The following is a 17,377-nucleotide window of genomic DNA, read 5'->3' as shown; positions in this document are numbered from 1 at the left end:
GAAGCAATCATTTGGGTGCCGGGCGCCGGGCCTCGGCGAGCAGCGTGGCCAGCGCGGTGTCGCCACGTGCCTGCGCCAGATCCGCGGCGCTCTTGCCGTCGCGGTTGCGCGCAGACGGGTCGGCACCTGCGGCCAGCAGGCGTCGGGCAACCGCTTCGCGCCCGGCCGCGGCAGCCAGCATCAGCGCTGTGACACCGGCCTGATTGGCGTGATTGACCTCGGCGCCGCGTGCCAGCACAGCCTCCACAATGGCCGGGTCGTCGCGCGCCACCGCAAACATCACCGGGGTGAACCCGGTGGGGTTGGCGCGCCGCACGGTCGCGCCCTTGTCCAGCAGCGCCTGCACCACACCCACGTCGGCATAGGACACCGCAAGATCCAGCGCGCTCCAGCCGTCGCTGGACACGGTGTCCACCGGCGCGCGCTTGGCCAGCAACCTGCCGACACTGTCGGCGTCATTGGCCCAGGCGGCTTTCATCAGTGCGGTCCAGCCGCTGGCGTCGCGCGCCTCGATGCGCGCGCCGGCATCCAGCAGCAGGCCGACCAGGTCCGGCTCCTGGTTGCGGATGGCCTGGTGCAATGGCGGCTCGCCCAGCAGGTTCGCGCGATTGGCATCGGCGCCATGGCGCAGCAGCCATGCCGCACGCACGGCGTCGCCCGCGTCCAGTGCATGCGCCAGTTCCTGGTTCGGGTCTGCACCGTCGGCGATGCGCAATTGCAGCTGCGCCAACTCTTGCGACGAGGCCGCCGGACTGGGTGCAGTGGATGCCGGTGTCGGCGTGACATACGGCCCGTGCGACGCCAGATCGCCGGCCACCACGCAGTCGCTACAGCGCACCAGCGGCACGTGATACCTGCGCAGGATCTGGTCGATCTTTGCCGCGCTCTGCTGCAGCGCCGTGTTCAACGCATCGCGCAGGTCTGCATTCTTGCGCGACACCGCCCAGGCCATCGAATACTCCAGCACCGCATCGTCGATGGTGTTCAAGGGCACCATTCCCAGACCGTTGCGCTGTGCGTAATACCCGGCCACCGGGCCCCAGGATTCGGCCGCATCCAGCGTGTTGGCGGCAACCCGTTCGACCAGCTTGCCGGGGTGTTCTTCCGGCGCAGTGGCCGAATCGTAGAACAGGTATTGCACCTCACCGCTGATGCCATGCTCGTACAGCGCCTGACGCGCAGGCGAGCTCTGGAACACGCCCAGGCGCAGCTTCTTCAGCGCCGGGTCGTCCAGCGAAGCAGGCCGCACATTCAAGCCTTTGCGTGTGACCAATACATAGGTCGAGCGATAGAGCGGGCGCGTGACCACCCCTTGCTCGAAATCGCTGTTGAGATCCATCAGCACATCGCAACGGCCCGCGTTGATCGTGCTGCGTGCCAGCCCGCGCTGGTAGTAGGTGCGCCATTCGTATTGCAGGCGCCGGCCCATGGCAGCGGCCACGACCTGGGCAATCTTGTTCTGGAAGCCTTCGCCGGCCTTGTTGGACAACGGCATGTTGCCCGGGTCTGCGCACACGCGCAGCACGTGCGGGTCGGGCGCTGGCGGCGGTGTTGCCGGCGAGTTGGTTGATGCAGGTGCCGCAGCGGGCACCACATCCGAACGAGAAGCGCGAGCCGTCGATGAAGACGGCTCGCGTGTGCAACCTGCGGCGACGAGTCCGAGGCTGCACAGCACCAGCACCTGCTGCAGGTGCCGGGTGATGCCGCGCACGCCGGCAGCAAGCTGCCGAGGTGCGCGTCCAACGCCTTGCGTGCAGATCATCGTGCCGTCTTCGCTGCGGCATTGGCGGTACCGCCACCTGCGGCCGCAGTGGCGGTCGCAGTGGCAGTCACGGTCTTGCCGGCGCCATCGATACGGAAGCTGTGGACCATGCCGCCGAGCGGGATCTTGTCAAAGCCCGCACCGAACGCCAGCCCTGCCGCACCCAGCGCGCCATACGGATCGGACGGATCCAGGCCCGCAGTGACCGGCAGGCCGATCCACCCGCCGATACCGGAGAACACCGCCACGTACTGATGGCCGTTGGCTTTATAAGCGATGGGGTTACCGATGATGCCGGACGGCAGCTTGGTCTCCCACAGCTTCTTGCCGGTGTCCTTGTCCACCGCGCGGAACCAACCATCCAGCGTGCCGTAGAACACCAGCCCGCCGTCAGTGACCAGGGTGCCGCTCCACACCGGGTACTTCTCCTTGATCTCCCACTTGGACTTGCCTTCCACCACGTCGAACGCCTTGACGATGCCCAGCGCGCCCGGCTCGTTCGGCTTCATCATCACGTTGGCGAACACATACGGCAGGCCCATCATGGTGTTGCCGCGCTCCTGCGGTTCCAGCTCCATGTGCCAGTTATTGGTGCCGCAGAAGAACACCGCCGCATTGGCCGGATCCACCGAGCACGGCTGCTGGTCCTTGCCGCCCATCGCCGACGGAAACGCCTGCACTTTCTTGCCGCGTTCCAGCGGAGAATGCGCAGCCACCTTGACCGGGCGACCGGTCTTCATGTCGATGCGTTCGGCCCAGTTGGCCGGCACGAACTTGTGCGCGCGCAGCAGCGTGCCATCGCGCCGATCGAGCACGTAGGCAAAGCCGTTACGATCGAACTGCACCACCGAGGGGACCTGCTTGCCGTCGATGGTCAGGTCGACCAGGATCGGCTCGTTGATGCCGTCGTAATCCCACTGGTCGAACGGGGTCTTCTGGTAGCCCCACACCGCCTCGCCGGTATCGATCTTGCGGGCGAACAGGGTCATCGACCACTTGTTGTCATGCTCGCCGTTGTTGCACTCCTCCTGCGAGGTCTTGCCGCAACGATACGACGGGCTCCACAGGCCGGGATTGCCGGTGCCGTAGTACACCAGCTTCAACTTCGGGTCGTAGCTGTACCAGCCCCACGCTGCACCGCCGCCGCGCTTCCATTCTTCGTTGGGAAAGGTCTTGACCCCCAGGTCGCCGAGTTGGCCATGCTGCGGATTGGCCTTGTTGAAATCCGGACCCAGGCAGATCGCCTTGTCGGTGCCGGCCGCATCGCAGGACCAGGCCTGCTTGCCATCGGCGAGGTTGTAGGCGGCCACGCGCCCGAGCACGCCGAATTCGTTGCCGCTGATGCCGGCCACCACCTTGCCGTCGGCGATGATCGGCGCCATGGTGATGGTTTCGCCCTTGTCCGGGTGGGCGAGTTTTTGCTTCCACACTTCCTTGCCGGTCTTGGCATCGAGTGCGATCACATCGCCGCTGAGGCTGCCGAAGACCAGCTTGCCATCGGCATAGGAGGCGCCGCGGTTGACCGTGTCGCAGCATGCCACGGCCACCGACCGTTCGTCCTGTTGCGGGGTGTATTTCCACAACACCTTGCCGCCGTCGTCCTGCGCCGCCAGATCGATGGCGAAGACGTTGTTCGGATACGCACTGACCATGTACATGATGCTGCCGATCACCAGCGGCTGGCCTTCGTGGCCGCGCGTGGCGTCGGTTTTCATCTCCCACGACATCTTCAGATTCTTGACGTTGTCGCGATTGATCTCGGCCAGCGGGCTATGCCGGGTGAGTGCGAAGTCGCGCCCCACACCGCCCCAGTTGTCCGCATTGCTGGCATTGGCGGTGAACTCGCTATCGGTATCGACCGCGGCGGCAGGTGCAGCGGCGGGCGCAGCGGCAGGTGTTGCAGCCGTTGCCGGCGCCGCAGTTTCGGTCGGTGTGTCTTTCTTGCAGCCGGACAGAACGGCGCTCAGCGCAAGCATGAGCAGCGCAGTGCTGCATACGCTGCGACAGGAAGATTGGTGCATGTGCGTCTACCCCTCTCGTTTGAACAACCAGTCGGTTGAAACATCCCGCAGCGCAGGCGCTGTCACCGCCGTGGCGATGCGGACGTAGGAAACGTCGGGAGAGACCTGAGCAAACGTCATGCCAGCACACTGGTGCGCCGCACCACGTCGAGTCGGCAAGGGTTGGGGGCAATGACGGCGAGCTGGGCACTTGGCGCTGTCACGGTTTTGGCACAGTTTGCGCCGAACGTGCTGTGACACAGTGGTGCAGACGGTCGGGAAAGATGTTTCAGCAATGCCGGGCGTGTGCTGGACCCCGATCGCTGCGCCGCTGGTGCAGCGCGATGCGCTATGGCAAGCAACACCGCGCGGTGGCGCCACGCATCTCTCCTTCCGCCGGGAGCAGGTGTCCGAAAGGCGGATGCGGATACGGCGAGCCCCCTTTGAGACGCGTCATCGCGTCGGCAGTGAGTTAACCATTCCGATGCCCGATCGGCTGCACGTTACCCGCGTTGCACAGGCACAACGCGCACCTGGCCCGCCCATTGCGCGAGCAACTGCGTGCAATCGTGCAGGCGCCAGTCGGCGAAACCGGGCCAGGGATCGCCGGGTGTATTGACCAGCACAGTGCACGCACCGACGGCGCGGCCGCAGGCCAGGTCATTGTGATGATCGCCGACCATGACCAGCGCGCTGCCCTGCACCGACCAGCGCTGCGCGAAATAGTGCAGCCCGTCGGGCGCTGGTTTTGGGGCCGCCTCGTCGCGGCCGACGATGTCGTCCCAGGCGAACGCATCGTCCAGACCGATCGCCTGCAACGTGATCTTTGCCAGCTCGCGTGCGTTGCGGGTGAGCATGCCAAGCCGGCAACCGGCAGCATGCAGCGCGCGCACCAGCGCCACTGCGCCCGGCGCGGCGCGTGCGCCTTGGGCAAGCGCACGCTCGTGTTCGAGCAACCAGGCATGCTTGGTCGCCGCTTCGTCGGCCGGCAGCGCGGCCAGGTGGTGCAGGATGTCCGCCTCTGGCGGGATGTCCAGCGCGCGGCGGATCAAGGCGAAATCGTGCGCAGCCTCGGTCAGGGTGCCATCCATGTCGAAGACCCAATGGCGGTAGTCGGACAACGTGGGAGCGCGCGCGGTGAGTGTCATGCTGTCCATCCGTGCAAAGACAAGAAAGTGATCGATTCGATGCGGCATGCGGCGGTGCGGCCAACTTGCAGGGCGCCATCAGCGACTTCGCCCAACGCGGTCGACATGGCGTCTGCACGCACCGCCAAGCCGGTGCGTGTGGCGCCCGCTCGGCATGTACTTGCGCGGACACTCCAACGCGCGCGCGCCTGCCACCGAACGAATGCGCGCCAGCTTTGCCGACCGCCCCGAGCGCGCAGTGCCGACGCGCTGCAGCGCCATCACACCGGGGTACCGCACAGTCGATCAAGCCCGCTAGTGCTGCACCAGCCCGCACACACATTCGATGTACGCCGGCATGTCATCGCGAGCCGGCCTACTTCCACCCGGGCATCTGCGTGGTGTCCAGGCCGCCGACCTCGAACTCTGCGGTGCGCGTACCGCCGGCCTTGACCGGGAACGTGATGCTGATGCGCTTGGCGTTGCGTACGAGCTTCCACAACGCCTTGTCATCGTCGATGAACATGGCAATGGCTTCGTCGGTGTCCGGGCGGTGCGCCGCCATGGCACGCGGCGCGCCGCCATCGGCCGCCACCTGCACCTTGCAGCCACCGTAGCAATTGAAATCGCCGGCCTTGAGCACGAGGTAGCTGTGGCGCTTCCACTGCGGATGATCGCGAAACACCAGGCTGACCGGCTTGGGCCCGCTGCCATCCACATCCACACGTTGCTTGGCGTCGATCATCGCCGAGCGCTGCGTACCGCCCTTGGCCGGCACCTGCGAGTACTGCCACAGCGCCTGCATGCGGCGCAGCTCGCGCGCCTGCTCGCCCTTGGCCTTGATATCGGCATAGCCCGGTTCGATACGCGTGGCAGCCGCGGTGCCGGCATAACCTTCGATCAAGGCCGCACCATGCGCACGCGCCATGTCCCAGTTCTGCGCTTTCACCGCTTCGTCGTATTGCTTGGCGAGCGCATCGGCCTGGGCTTCCCTGGCCTGCGCCTGCGCGGTGGCCTGCGCCTGACGTTGCGCCTCGCGGTCGGTGCAGGCACTCAAGGCGGCAACGCACAAGGCCGCGCTCAGCAGATACTTCATCGTCGACTCCGGAGAGAATTCAATGTCAACGATACCAGCCTGCCTGCCGTACCCGCGATCAAACCGCCGGCGACCGTAGGAGCGCACCTGGGCGCGATGGAGCATTCCCGGTAAAGCCACCTCGCGCCCGGGTGCGCTCCTACGGCAGCGATGGAGGTGGCCGGAGGGCGTCTGCAACGCCCTCCGCTGCCCTTACGGCTGCGCCGGCGGTGCCGCCTTGGCCTTGGCGATCATCTCGGCCACCGATGCGGTGGTGATCGGGTGATAGCTGGGCTTGGCCTTTTCGAAGGCCTGTTCGGCGAACGCGATGCCGTCGGGCGTCTTCAACAATTCGGCGTAAATCGGCAGCACCAGCTTGCGGCGGCCGACGCGTTCGATGAACTCGCCCGCGGCAGCGCGCGCATCGGTGTAGCCGCTGCGAATGGCCAGCGGATACCAGCGCATGGCGATCTCGCCATTCGGCGTGCCGGTGAAGTGGTACGCCTCATCCAGCTGCTTGAGCTGCTCGGGCTTGAGCGTGGCGCCCATGCCGCTGAGGAAGTGCACCCATTCCTGCGTGCCCCACTCGCTGGTGACCTGCTTGTTCGGCAAGGTGCCGCTGCCGCTCCAGGCGATGCGTGCGGTATCCACGATCGAAAAGCTGCGCGAGCGCGCCTTGGCGGCGAAGGCCGGAATGCCAGGCTGCTTCAGCCACGCATCCACTTCGGCTGCGCTGACCGTGTTGGGATGCTTGTCCAGCAGGTTCTTCTTCAGGTAATCGACGAACTGGTCGGTGGTGGCGCTCTGGAAGGCATGATCGTCGAACCAGCCGCGCAGGAACGGGTCGAATACTTCGCGGCCGAAACGCTGCTCCAGGAACTGCAGGAACCACGCGCCCTTGACGTAGGCAACCTGGCTCAAGGCCTCGTCAGGGTCGCGCTGGGCCAGCGGCGGCAACTCCAATACCTGGTCGGCCGGCGGCATGTCTTTGACTTCGGCCAGCAAATCGCCCTGATCGATTTCGCGCTCCATCTCGGCCATCTCGTTGCCGTACAGCGCCTCGGTGATGCGGCCCTGCACGTAGGTGGTGAACCCTTCGTTGAGCCAGATGTCCTTCCAGCTGGCATTGGTCACCAGGTTGCCGGACCAGCTATGCGCCAGTTCGTGCGCGACCAGCGAGACCAGCGACTTGTCGCCGACGATTACGGTAGGCGTGGCGAAGGTCAGGCGCGGATTTTCCATGCCGCCGAACGGAAACGACGGCGGCAGCACCAGCATGTCGTAACGGCCCCAGCGATACGGGCCATACAGTTTTTCGGCGGCACCGATCATCTTTTCGGTGTCTTCGAATTCCTTGGCGGCCTTGTCGGCCATGGCCGGCTCGGCCCACACGCCCGAGCGCGCGGAAATCGGCTTGAACACCACGTCGCCGGCGGCGATCGCCAGCAGGTAGGACGGAATCGGCTCGGGCATCTTGAAGTTGTAATCGCCGTCGCGTGCCGCCTTGGGGTCGTTGTCGGCGCTCATCAGCACCATCACGTCCGGGCGCGAGGTGACATGCGCGCTATAGGTGAAGCGCACGCTCGGGGTGTCCTGCAGCGGCACCCAGCTGCGCGCGTGAATCGCCTGCGATTGGCTGAACATGAAAGGCAGTTGCTTGCCTTCGGTCATCGACGGCTCCAGCCACTGCAGGCCCGAGGCGGTGGGTGCGGTGTGATAGGTGATCACCACCTTGCCCGGCTGATGCGGCGCTTCGATGGTGAGTTTGCTACCGAAGGTCTTGTCGGCCGGTGCCAGGGCGAACTGCAGCGGCGACAGGCCGCCCTTGCCATCGTCCGCCTGTACCTGCGCAATGCTCAACTCGCGCGTATCCAGTACCAATTGTTTGGCGGCCTTGTCCTTCCACTCCAGCGTGTAGGTGGCAGTGCCGCCGATCTGCTTGGCATCGAAATCCAGCTTCAGGTCCAGCGCCAGGTCCTTGATGACCACCAGCTGCGGCTGGGCGTAGGAACTTTCGTCGTGGTTGCGGGCGTCTGCTTTCACGGGGGCCTTGGCAGTGGCGGCCGGCGCGGTGGGGGAGGCCGACGGCGTGGAGTCATTGGAACAGCCGGCCAGCGCGATGGACACGGCCAGGGACAGCGACAGGAACGGGAAGCGCATCGACGGCACCGCAGCAAGGAGAATGAGGCATTTTAACGCCCTGCGCCGCAGCCTGCCCGTGCCATCGGTAGCCATCCGCGCGATGGCCTGCCGCGTGCTGTCGCAATCGGCTTTCCCAGGTCAGGCCACCGGATGGCCGCGCGGGGCGTCGTGCCCGTCGCGCACCAGACGCCGGCCGCCGGAGAACTTGGCGCGGTACATCGCCGCATCGGCGCGGCGATACAGTTCGGTGGCATCCAGCCCTTGTTCGCACACCGCACTGCCGGCGCTCACATGCAGCGGCGCCTCGTCGGCATCTTCGCGCTCGAGCATCGAGAGCCATTGGTTGAGCTTGAGCGTGGCGTCGTCTTCGCTGGCATGGATGCCGATCAGGAATTCGTCGCCGCCCCAACGCCCGACCCAGTCCTGCGCGCCCAACCAGCCGTACGCCGAGTTCACCAGACGCACCAGCACGCGGTCGCCAGCCAGATGGCCGAAGCGGTCGTTGATCTGCTTGAGGTTGTCCATGTCCAGCACGAACAGCACGAACGGCCAGCCTTCGCGCTGGGAGGCGATCACCGAATCGCGCATCGCCTGTTCGCAGCCGCGCCGGTTCAGCGCTTCTGTCAACGGGTCGAACAAGGCGTGTTTCTTGAGATCGCGCATGCCGGCATCGATGCCGCGCAGGCTGCGGTTGATGCCGCGCAACAGGCGGCCCAATTCATCGTCACCCTGTTCGGGAAGCGTAGGCAGGCGTTGATCGGCGTAATACGAATCCAGCGCATCGGCAGCGATGCGCAGCGGCGCCAGCAGCCGGTACAGCGCGACCAAGGTTAGCGCCGTGCCGGCCAGGGTGGCCAGCAATGCCACGATCACCACCGACCACAGCGGGCGCCCGTCCAGTTCGCTCTGCGCTGCCAACCAGGCGATCAACAACAGCAACGGCAGATGGATGCCCAGGAAGGTCACCGCCAGCAGTTTGGCGCTGAAGGAGCGGGGAAACACGCGCGAGAGCCCGGCGTACAAGCGCATCCAACACTCCGGCAAAAGAGCGTTCAGTGTCGCCGAGAGCGTGTCGAGCCAACGCGACGGAAGTCTCAGAACTTCGCTGGTGTATCCATGTGCGACACCGCTTCCACGCAACGCGCGATCCCGTGCACGCGGCGGGCGAGCGCCAGCGCACGCTACGCGCGCCGACGCCAACCGGGCTGAAACGACCTGCTTAGATCTTGTAGCCGGAGTGGATGGCCACGATGCCGCCGGTCAGGTTCTTGAAGTGGCAACGCGCAAACCCGGCCTCGCCCATCATGCCCTTGAGCGATTCCTGCGGCGGATGCTTGCGGATGCTTTCGGCCAGGTATTGGTAGCTATCGGCATCGCGTGCGAACAGCTGGCCCAGCTTGGGCAGGATCTTGAACGAGTGGAAGTCGTAGATCGGCTTGAACCACTCGGCGGTGACTTCGGAAAATTCCAGCACGCGCGCCTGGCCGCCGACCTTCAGTACGCGGTACATCTCGCGCAAGGCGGCGTCCTTGTCGGTGACGTTGCGCAGGCCGAAGGAAATGGTCACCAGGTCGAAACTCTGGTCCGGGAACGGCAGCGCTTCGGCATTGCATTGCACGTAGTCGAAACCGGACACCAGCCCGCGGTTGGTCAGCCGGTCGCGGCCCACCGACAGCATGCCGGCATTGATGTCGCCCAGCACCACCGCACCTTCATTGCCCACGCGCTCCTTGAGCAGCACGGCGATGTCGCCGGTACCGCCGGCCAGGTCCAGCACGCGGTCGCCTGGCTTCACCTGCGCGGTCGCCACGAAGTAGCGTTTCCATGCGCGGTGCACGCCCAGGCTCATCAGATCGTTCATCAGGTCGTAGTTACGCGCGACCGAGGTGAACACTTCGCCGACCAGCTTCTGCTTGTCCTTGGCAGCGACATCGCGAAAGCCGAAATGGGTGGTACCGGAGGTATAGGGGGATTCGCTCATGGCTGGATTATCGCACTGCTGACGCCGCCATGACCGCAACCGGACCACAATCGCGTTTTCACCTGCGACCGGCCCTGCGAGCACTCAGTGCGCGACAAGTACGTCCAGCGCGACTGGCAGCCCCACGAGCGGCCCACCCTGCCCGGGTCGGCCTCCACCCCCCTGCACCCTATCCGGCGGCGTATTCAGTACGGCCTGGTGGGCGCGGTGGTGGCGCTCACCGGAGGGCTGAGCAACGCCCTGGTCACTGCCAACCTCACCTACCTGCAAGGCACGCTGGGGGCCTATGCCACCGAAATGGCGTGGCTGCCGGCCGCCTATGTGATGACCAACATGTCGGCGAACCTGCTGCTGGTGAAATTTCGCCAGCAGTTCGGGTTGCGCCGGTTCACCGAAATCTTCCTGGCGCTGTACGCGCTCATCGCCTTCGCGCACCTGTTCGTGCACAGCCTGAGCTCGGCGATCACCGTGCGTGCCGCGCATGGGCTGGTGGGCGCGGCGCTCAGCTCGCTGGGTCTGTATTACGTGATCCAGGCGTTCCCGAGCAAATATCGGCTCAAGGCCGTGGTGCTGGGCCTGGGCATGACCCAGCTGGCGTTGCCGCTGGCGCGGGTGTTTTCCACCGACCTGCTGGAATTTGGCGAGTGGCAAGGCCTGTACCTGTTCGAGTGCGGGCTGGCGGTGTTCGCGCTGGCCTGCGTGCTGGCGCTCAAGTTACCGCCAAGCGACCGGTATCGCGTGTTCGAGCCGCTGGATTTCCTCACCTTCAGCCTGTTCGCCGCCGGCGCCGCCGGCCTGGCCGCGGTGCTCTCGCTCGGGCGCCTGCTGTGGTGGACCAGCACGCCGTGGCTGGGCGTGGTGCTGGCCGCGTCCATCGTGCTGCTGTGCACGGCGGCCTGGATCGAACACAACCGCCGCAATCCGATGATCAACACGCGCTGGCTGGCCAGTGCGGACATGTTGCGGCTGGGGCTGGCGATCCTGTTGATCCGCCTGGTGCTGTCGGAACAAAGCACCGGCGCCATCGGCTTCTTCCAGACGCTGGGCCTGGCCAACACGCAACTGCAGACCCTGTTTGCGCTGATGCTGCTGGGCGCGGTGGTCGGCGTGGCGGCCAGCGCGTGGCTGATCAACCCGGCGCGGGTTGCCGAACATCTGATCATCGCGGTGGCGGCCATCTGTGTGGGCTGCTTCATGGATGCCGATGCCACCAGCCTCACCCGCCCCGAACAGATGTATGTGAGCCAGTTCCTGCTCGCCTTCGGCAGCACGTTCTTCATCGGCCCGGCGATGGTGGCCGGCATCGGCCGGGTGATCGCGCAGCCGGGCAACCTGATCAGTTTCATCGTGCTGTTCGGCATGGCGCAGAACATGGGCGGCCTGCTCGGCAGCGCCCTGCTCGGCACCGTGCAGGTGGTGCGCGAGAAATACCATTCCAGCCAATTGGTGGAACATCTGGCGCTGACCGACCCGCAGGTGGCCGCGCGCGTACAGGCCTATGCAAGCCTGTATGGCCGCAGCATCGGCGACCCGGCACTGCGTCAGGCCCAAGGCGTGCGCACGCTGGGCACGGTCGCCACGCGCGAGGCCAATGTGCTGGCGTACAACGACGTGTTCCTGTTGATCGGCTGCATCGCCATCGCCACCGGCGTGTGGATCCTGTCCGTGCTGCTGTGGCGCCGCTATCTGCGCCCCTCGGTATCGCCCCCTCCTCCTCCTGCTCCCACTGCGCGCCCATGAAGACACCAGCAGATTCCTCCCCGCCTGCCGACCGGCAACGTCGTCGGCGTCGCCGTCTCGCCGGGGTCATCGGCTTCGGCGGGCTTGCCCTGATCGGCGTGGCGCTGGTGCTGTATGCCTGGCGCCTGCCGCCGTTCGTCAGTGCGATCGAACGCACCGAAAATGCGATGGTGCACGGTCAGATCACGGTGATTGCGCCGCAGGTGAGCGGCTATGTCACGCAGGTACCGGTGCAGGACTTTGCGCACGTCAAGCGCGGGCAGTTGCTGGCACGCATCGACGATCGCATCTATGCCCAGCAACTCGAACAGGCCAAGGCGCAAGTGCAGACCGCCCAGGCCAACCTCGCCAACTGGGATCAACAACGCCACAGCGCCGAAGCCACGATCGCCGAGCAACGCGCGGCGCTGAGCAGCAACCAGGCACAACGCGAGCGCACCCATTCGGCCTATGCACGGACGCAGCAGCTGGCCAGCCAGCAACTGGTCTCCGAGCAGGACCGCGACACCGCATTTGCCGCGCGCGCGCAAGCCGATGCCGGCGTGGCGCAGGCACGTGCCGCAGTGCAGGCCGCCGAAGAAAACGCCCGCAGCGTGACCGTCAACCGCGCCGCGTTGGAAGCCGCGCTCGCCAATGCGCAGGCCGCCGTGCAGCTGGCACAGATCAACCTGGACAACACGCGCATCCTGGCCCCGCGCGACGGCCAGCTCGGCCAGCTTGGCGTGCGCCAGGGCGCCTACGTCACCAACGGCACGCAGCTGATGTCGCTGGTGCCGGACACGCTGTGGATCGTGGCCAATTTCAAGGAAACCCAGATGGCCAGGATCCGCATCGGCCAGCGCGCCAGCTTCACCGTGGATGCGCTGGACAACGCGCGTCTGCATGGCCGCGTACAGGACATTTCGCCGGCTGCCGGCTCCGAATTCAGCGTGCTGCCGGCCGATAACGCCACCGGCAACTTCGTCAAGATTGCCCAACGCATTCCGCTGCGCATCAGCGTCGATCCGGACCAGCCGTTGGCGCCGCGGCTGCGGCCGGGCATGTCGGTGGTGGTGGCCGTCGATACCGACAGCGCAGTCGACTAGGCACAAACCGGTATCCGCGCGTGGGCACCAGTGTCGGCGCAGGTCAGGCAGCCAGTACCCCACACCGGCATGACGTCGCAGCTCAACGGCGGCACTGCCGCTATCATGCAGTGATGCCCACCATGCCCCTTCCTGCCCTGCACTGGCAGCACCTGCGGTTTGCGCAACTGAACACCACGCAGCTGTATGCGCTGCTGCGGCTGCGCACGGATGTGTTCGTGGTGGAGCAGCAATGCGCCTATCCGGAACTGGATGGCAAAGATACCGATCCGGCGGTGCTGCATCTGCTGGGCACCGCCAATGACGCCGCGTTGGCGGCTTACCTGCGCGTGCTGCCGCCGGGCTTGAGTTATTCCGAACCGAGCATCGGCCGCGTGGTCGTCGCCGCTGCATTTCGTGGCACTGGACTTGCGCATGCGCTGTTGCGCGAAGGCATCCGGTTGGTGCACACGCAGTGGCCGGGTCACGCGATCCAGCTCGGTGCGCAGGCGCACCTGCAATCGTTCTACGCGGCGCACGGGTTTGCACCTGCTTCCGCACCGTACCTGGAAGATGGCATTCCCCATCTCGACATGCTGCGCCCTGCCGGCGCGGCCCCTTTGGAGTTCGCATGATCACCACCCCCGACTACCGCGCGTTGCTGGACACCGCCATCACCGAAGCACGCCAGGGCCTGGCCGAAGGCGGCATCCCGATCGGCGCGGCGCTATACCACAATGACGGGCGCCTGCTCGGCTGCGGCCATAACCGCCGCGTGCAGGAAAACGACCCCTCGGTACACGGCGAGACCGACGCATTTCGCAAGGCCGGCCGCCAGCGCCGCTACAAGGACACCATCATGGTCACCACGTTGGCGCCGTGCTGGTACTGCAGCGGGCTGGTACGCCAGTTCAACATCGGCACGGTGGTGGTCGGGGAATCGGTCACGTTCCAGGGCGGCATCGCGTGGTTGCGCGAGCACGGCGTCAACGTGATCGATCTGCATAGCCAGGAATGCATCGACCTGCTTGGCGGCTATATTTCCGCCAACCCGGATGTGTGGAACGAAGATATTGGCGAGGATTGACGTCAGCGCCACTGCAGGTGCGTAGCCGTGCGCGGTGACAGATGACAGGCAATGCCACTGCGCAGTGGCGCTGCTGTTTGGCTTGCATCGCAGTGCCGATCTGCGCCAAGACCTGGCTTGTCAGCAGTGCCTTCTGCAAACAAAAAGACCCGCCAATGGCGGGTCTTTTCTAAAACCGTTCGCACGTCGCCGTGCAGCACCATCAGAGGATGTAGCGACTCAGGTCCGGATCCTGTACCAGCTCACCCAGCTGCGCATCCACATAGGCGGCGTCCACGGTCACGCTCTGCCCATCGCGATCGGGCGCTTCATAGCTCAACACATCCAGCAGACGCTCCAACACCGTGTGCAGGCGACGGGCGCCGATATTCTCCTGGCGCTCGTTGACCTGCGCGGCAATCTCGGCAAGCCGATCCACCGCGTCGGGTGCGAACGTCAATGCCACGCCTTCGGTCTGCAGCAAGGCCTCGTACTGCTTGATCAAGGCGGCCTTGGGCTCGGTGAGGATGCGCACGAAATCGGCCTTGGTCAGCGCGGTCAGTTCCACGCGGATCGGGAAGCGGCCCTGCAGCTCCGGAATCAGATCGCTGGGCTTGGCCAGATGAAACGCGCCGGATGCAATGAACAGGATGTGGTCGGTCTTGACCGTGCCGTACTTGGTGGACACGTTGGAGCCTTCCACCAGCGGCAACAGATCGCGCTGCACGCCTTCGCGGCTGACATCGCCGCCGCTGGAGCCGGCTTCGCCGCGCTTGGCCACCTTGTCGATCTCATCGATGAACACGATGCCATGCTGCTCGCACGCCTCGATGGCCGCAGTGCGCACGTCGTCTTCGTTGACCAGCTTGCCGGCTTCTTCCTCGATCAACAGCGGGCGCGCCGCCTTGATGGTGAGCTTGCGCTTCTGCGACTTGCCGCTGCCCAGATTGGAGAACATCTGCCGCAATTGCTGGCCCATTTCCTCCATGCCCGGCGGGGTCATGATGTCCATGCTGGCGTTCACCGCCACTTCCAGTTCGATCTCGCGCTCGTCCAGCTCGCCGTTGCGCAGCATGCGACGGAACTTGATGCGGGTTTCGTTGTCCTGCGACGAGGGCTCGTTGCGCGCCGCTTCCGGATCAAACCCAATCCCGGCCGCGCGACGTGGCAGCAATGCGTCCAGGATGCGGTCTTCGGCACGCTCTTCGGCCTGATTGCGCACGCGCACCTTGGCCTGCTCGCGATACAGCTTGACGGACGTATCGGCCAGATCGCGGATGATCTGCTCCACATCCTTGCCCACATACCCCACTTCGGTAAAGCGCGTGGCTTCGACCTTAACGAAGGGCGCATTGGCCAACGTCGCCAGGCGCCGCGCAATCTCGGTCTTGCCCACGCCAGTGGGGCCGATCATCAGGATGTTCTTGGGCATCACTTCGTTGCGCAGTTCTTCCGGCAACTGCATGCGGCGCCAGCGGTTACGCAGCGCGATGGCAACCGCGCGCTTGGCGTCGTGCTGGCCAACGATATGACGGTCGAGCTCCTGCACGATTTCGCGCGGAGTCATGGTGGCGGTATCGGGATTTGGCATTAGGGATTTGAGATTCGTAAAAGCGGAATGGGAACGATCGATGGATCTCCGGGCGGAGGGAAAGGAGCGCTTTTGCGAATCCCCAATCCCGAATCCCGAATCACAGCTCTTCGACCACCACGTTGCGATTGGTATAGATGCAGATATCGCCGGCAATATTGATCGCTTCGGTGGCGATGGTCTTGGCATCCAGCTCGGTGTGCGCCAGCAGCGCGCGTGCGGCCGACAAGGCGTACGAGCCGCCAGAACCGATGGCGATGATGCCGTCTTCCGGTTCGATCACATCGCCGGTGCCGCTGATGATCAGCGAAGTTTCCTTGTCGGCCACGGCCAGCAGCGCTTCGAGCTTGCCCAGCCGGCGCTCGGTGCGCCAATCCTTGGCCAGTTCCACTGCAGCGCGCGTCAGCTGGCCGTGCTTGTCGAGCTTGGCTTCGAACAATTCGAACAAGGTGAACGCATCGGCTGCCGCACCGGCGAAACCGGCCAGCACCTGGCCCTCGCGCCCCAGCCGACGCACCTTGCGTGCATTGCCCTTCATGACCGTATGGCCAAGGGTGACCTGGCCATCGCCGGCGACGGCGACATGCCCACCGCGTCGAACCGAAATGATGGTGGTGGCGTGAACGATATTGGGGTTCTGGCTAGGGTCCATGGATCCTCCGAGGGTTTCCAAGGAGGTGGGGACGCCCCTGCCGGGTTCAAGCACGCCGCGACCAGTCGCCGCAGGCAGGGATGGCGGCGCTCACTTGCGAGACAGCAACACGGTTGCACGCGACATGCAGACCGACCTGCGGCAATGAACCGCACGAATCGATGACGCCGGCTGCCGGCCGCTTACAGCTTGGCGCTCACTCTGCAGCTTTCTTGCGCCTGGCACGCGGATGCGCGGCATCGTAGACCTTGGCCAAGTGCTGGAAATCCAGATGCGTGTAGATCTGGGTGGTGGCGATGTCCGAATGGCCCAGCAACTCCTGCACGCCGCGCAGATCGCCGGACGATTCCAGGATATGGCTGGCGAAGCTGTGGCGCAGCATATGCGGGTGCACGTCCTTGAACATGCCCTGGCGCACGGCCAGCTGCTTGATGCGGATCTGCACTGCACGTTGCGAAATCGCACCGCCGGCACGGCCAGGGAAGACATGGCTGTCGGCGCTTGCACCACTGTCGCGTCGCCACTCGCGCAAGGCGGCGATCGCGTGCGAGCCCACCGGCACCAGGCGCTGCTTGCTGCCTTTGCCGAGCACCATCACCAGGCCGCTGTCCAGGTCCAGGTCGCGCCAGCGCAACGCGCACAACTCGCTCAGGCGCAGCCCGGACGAGTAGAACACTTCCAGCAGCGCGCGGTCGCGCAGGCCCAATGGCGCATCGGTCGGCACTTCCACCAGACGCACGGCTTCGTCGGCGTCCAGCACCTGCGGCAACTTGCGCGGCGCCTTGGGCGCACGCAGCGCCGCCGCCGGGCTGGCCGAAATGCGGCCATGCTTGAGCAACCAGGCGTAATAACTGCGGCATGCCGACAGGCGGCGCTGCAGGCTCTTTGCCGACAGCCCGCGTCGATGCTCTGCCGCAACGAATTGCCGCAAGTGCGCGCTGTCGAGCTGTGCAGTCTCGCCAGGCACTGCAGCGTCCTGCACGCCAGCTTCGGTCGCCTGCTCGGCTGCCCAGACGACCAGGGCCGCGAGGTCGCGCCGATACGCGTCCAGCGTGTGCGCCGATACTTGCCGCTCGACCTGCAGGTACGTCAGGAACTCGTCGACCGATGACACCTCAGCGCTCCCGATTGCGCGGGGTGACTGCCGTCATCTGCAACACGCGCGCGACGCGCGCGC

General features: G+C 65.5%; 14 protein-coding genes. 4 read left to right on the top strand and 10 right to left on the bottom strand.

The genetic code is table 11. The features are described 5' to 3' along the window. Positions 1-7: 7 nt before the first annotated feature. The 7 genes from ACCQ16_RS03320 to ubiE all read right to left on the bottom strand — a co-directional run bounded on the left by ACCQ16_RS03320 (position 8) and on the right by ubiE (position 10,087). Positions 8-1,762 (bottom strand): quinoprotein dehydrogenase-associated putative ABC transporter substrate-binding protein, encoded by a 1,755-nt coding sequence (locus tag ACCQ16_RS03320; RefSeq protein ID WP_277573315.1) that lies wholly within the window; start codon positions 1,760-1,762, stop codon positions 8-10. Beyond that, positions 1,759-3,783: a methanol/ethanol family PQQ-dependent dehydrogenase gene (locus ACCQ16_RS03315; RefSeq protein WP_080721041.1), complete on the bottom strand. Its 2,025-nt coding sequence runs from the start codon at positions 3,781-3,783 to the stop codon at positions 1,759-1,761. Before ACCQ16_RS03315 ends, ACCQ16_RS03320 begins: the two co-directional genes overlap by 4 nt. A gap of 482 nt (positions 3,784-4,265) precedes the next feature. Then, positions 4,266-4,919, bottom strand: coding sequence for an HAD family hydrolase (locus ACCQ16_RS03310; protein ID WP_136733540.1), 654 nt, complete (start codon positions 4,917-4,919; stop codon positions 4,266-4,268). A 346-nt stretch (positions 4,920-5,265) separates the two neighbouring features. Further along, complete coding sequence (locus tag ACCQ16_RS03305) at positions 5,266-5,985, bottom strand: hypothetical protein (protein WP_008577295.1); 720 nt, start codon at positions 5,983-5,985, stop codon at positions 5,266-5,268. Between the two features lie 192 nt (positions 5,986-6,177). Next, positions 6,178-8,124 (bottom strand): M1 family metallopeptidase, encoded by a 1,947-nt coding sequence (locus tag ACCQ16_RS03300; protein WP_277573314.1) that lies wholly within the window; start codon positions 8,122-8,124, stop codon positions 6,178-6,180. Between the two features lie 120 nt (positions 8,125-8,244). Continuing rightward, positions 8,245-9,135 carry a GGDEF domain-containing protein gene (locus ACCQ16_RS03295; RefSeq protein WP_008577298.1) on the bottom strand — a complete coding sequence of 297 codons (891 nt, stop codon included), beginning with the start codon at positions 9,133-9,135 and terminating at the stop codon, positions 8,245-8,247. A gap of 190 nt (positions 9,136-9,325) precedes the next feature. Continuing rightward, positions 9,326-10,087, bottom strand: a complete 762-nt coding sequence (ubiE, locus tag ACCQ16_RS03290; protein ID WP_008577300.1) for a bifunctional demethylmenaquinone methyltransferase/2-methoxy-6-polyprenyl-1,4-benzoquinol methylase UbiE — start codon at positions 10,085-10,087, stop codon at positions 9,326-9,328. 87 nt (positions 10,088-10,174) lie between these two features. Here ubiE and ACCQ16_RS03285 point away from each other — a divergent pair, with 87 nt between their 5' ends. The 4 genes from ACCQ16_RS03285 to ACCQ16_RS03270 all read left to right on the top strand — a co-directional run bounded on the left by ACCQ16_RS03285 (position 10,175) and on the right by ACCQ16_RS03270 (position 13,978). Then, the gene (locus tag ACCQ16_RS03285; RefSeq protein WP_031420951.1) at positions 10,175-11,827 is read left to right on the top strand and encodes an MFS transporter; all 1,653 of its coding nucleotides are present in this window, start codon (positions 10,175-10,177) and stop codon (positions 11,825-11,827) included. Then, positions 11,824-12,912: an HlyD family secretion protein gene (locus tag ACCQ16_RS03280; RefSeq protein WP_122273313.1), complete on the top strand. Its 1,089-nt coding sequence runs from the start codon at positions 11,824-11,826 to the stop codon at positions 12,910-12,912. The genes ACCQ16_RS03285 and ACCQ16_RS03280 overlap by 4 nt, the downstream gene beginning before the upstream one ends. A gap of 113 nt (positions 12,913-13,025) precedes the next feature. Beyond that, positions 13,026-13,526 carry a GNAT family N-acetyltransferase gene (locus tag ACCQ16_RS03275; protein ID WP_071118081.1) on the top strand — a complete coding sequence of 167 codons (501 nt, stop codon included), beginning with the start codon at positions 13,026-13,028 and terminating at the stop codon, positions 13,524-13,526. Then, on the top strand, positions 13,523-13,978 hold the full coding sequence (locus ACCQ16_RS03270; RefSeq protein ID WP_011346314.1) for a nucleoside deaminase: 456 nt from the start codon (positions 13,523-13,525) through the stop codon (positions 13,976-13,978). The genes ACCQ16_RS03275 and ACCQ16_RS03270 overlap by 4 nt, the downstream gene beginning before the upstream one ends. A gap of 202 nt (positions 13,979-14,180) precedes the next feature. Here the strand turns inward: ACCQ16_RS03270 and hslU are convergent, their stop codons facing one another. From hslU to xerC, 3 genes are all read right to left on the bottom strand, one after another. After that, positions 14,181-15,548 (bottom strand): ATP-dependent protease ATPase subunit HslU, encoded by a 1,368-nt coding sequence (gene hslU / locus ACCQ16_RS03265; RefSeq protein WP_008571704.1) that lies wholly within the window; start codon positions 15,546-15,548, stop codon positions 14,181-14,183. A gap of 100 nt (positions 15,549-15,648) precedes the next feature. Next, positions 15,649-16,200, bottom strand: coding sequence for an ATP-dependent protease subunit HslV (gene hslV, locus ACCQ16_RS03260; protein WP_005997221.1), 552 nt, complete (start codon positions 16,198-16,200; stop codon positions 15,649-15,651). A 196-nt stretch (positions 16,201-16,396) separates the two neighbouring features. Further along, positions 16,397-17,314, bottom strand: coding sequence for a tyrosine recombinase XerC (xerC, locus tag ACCQ16_RS03255; RefSeq protein WP_008571702.1), 918 nt, complete (start codon positions 17,312-17,314; stop codon positions 16,397-16,399). Between the last annotated feature and the right edge of the window lie 63 nt (positions 17,315-17,377).

Origin of the sequence: Xanthomonas sp. NCPPB 1062, assembly GCF_041481705.2 — a bacterium.
In the GTDB taxonomy this organism is placed as follows: domain Bacteria; phylum Pseudomonadota; class Gammaproteobacteria; order Xanthomonadales; family Xanthomonadaceae; genus Xanthomonas; species Xanthomonas euvesicatoria.
Note: the sequence above shows the minus strand (reverse complement) of the source record. Positions and strands in the feature narration are given on the sequence as shown.

What these genes read in the sequence shown, in the direction of transcription:
- ACCQ16_RS03320 (WP_277573315.1), bottom strand. Translation starts at nt 1,762, where the DNA reads ATGATCTGCACGCAAGGCGTTGGACGCGCACCTCGGCAGCTTGCTGCC.
- hslU (WP_008571704.1), bottom strand. Translation starts at nt 15,548, where the DNA reads ATGCCAAATCCCGATACCGCCACCATGACTCCGCGCGAAATCGTGCAG.
- ACCQ16_RS03295 (WP_008577298.1), bottom strand. Translation starts at nt 9,135, where the DNA reads ATGCGCTTGTACGCCGGGCTCTCGCGCGTGTTTCCCCGCTCCTTCAGC.
- ACCQ16_RS03270 (WP_011346314.1), top strand. Translation starts at nt 13,523, where the DNA reads ATGATCACCACCCCCGACTACCGCGCGTTGCTGGACACCGCCATCACC.
- hslV (WP_005997221.1), bottom strand. Translation starts at nt 16,200, where the DNA reads ATGGACCCTAGCCAGAACCCCAATATCGTTCACGCCACCACCATCATT.
- ACCQ16_RS03280 (WP_122273313.1), top strand. Translation starts at nt 11,824, where the DNA reads ATGAAGACACCAGCAGATTCCTCCCCGCCTGCCGACCGGCAACGTCGT.
- ACCQ16_RS03315 (WP_080721041.1), bottom strand. Translation starts at nt 3,783, where the DNA reads ATGCACCAATCTTCCTGTCGCAGCGTATGCAGCACTGCGCTGCTCATG.
- ubiE (WP_008577300.1), bottom strand. Translation starts at nt 10,087, where the DNA reads ATGAGCGAATCCCCCTATACCTCCGGTACCACCCATTTCGGCTTTCGC.
- ACCQ16_RS03310 (WP_136733540.1), bottom strand. Translation starts at nt 4,919, where the DNA reads ATGGACAGCATGACACTCACCGCGCGCGCTCCCACGTTGTCCGACTAC.
- ACCQ16_RS03305 (WP_008577295.1), bottom strand. Translation starts at nt 5,985, where the DNA reads ATGAAGTATCTGCTGAGCGCGGCCTTGTGCGTTGCCGCCTTGAGTGCC.
- ACCQ16_RS03275 (WP_071118081.1), top strand. Translation starts at nt 13,026, where the DNA reads ATGCCCACCATGCCCCTTCCTGCCCTGCACTGGCAGCACCTGCGGTTT.
- ACCQ16_RS03300 (WP_277573314.1), bottom strand. Translation starts at nt 8,124, where the DNA reads ATGCGCTTCCCGTTCCTGTCGCTGTCCCTGGCCGTGTCCATCGCGCTG.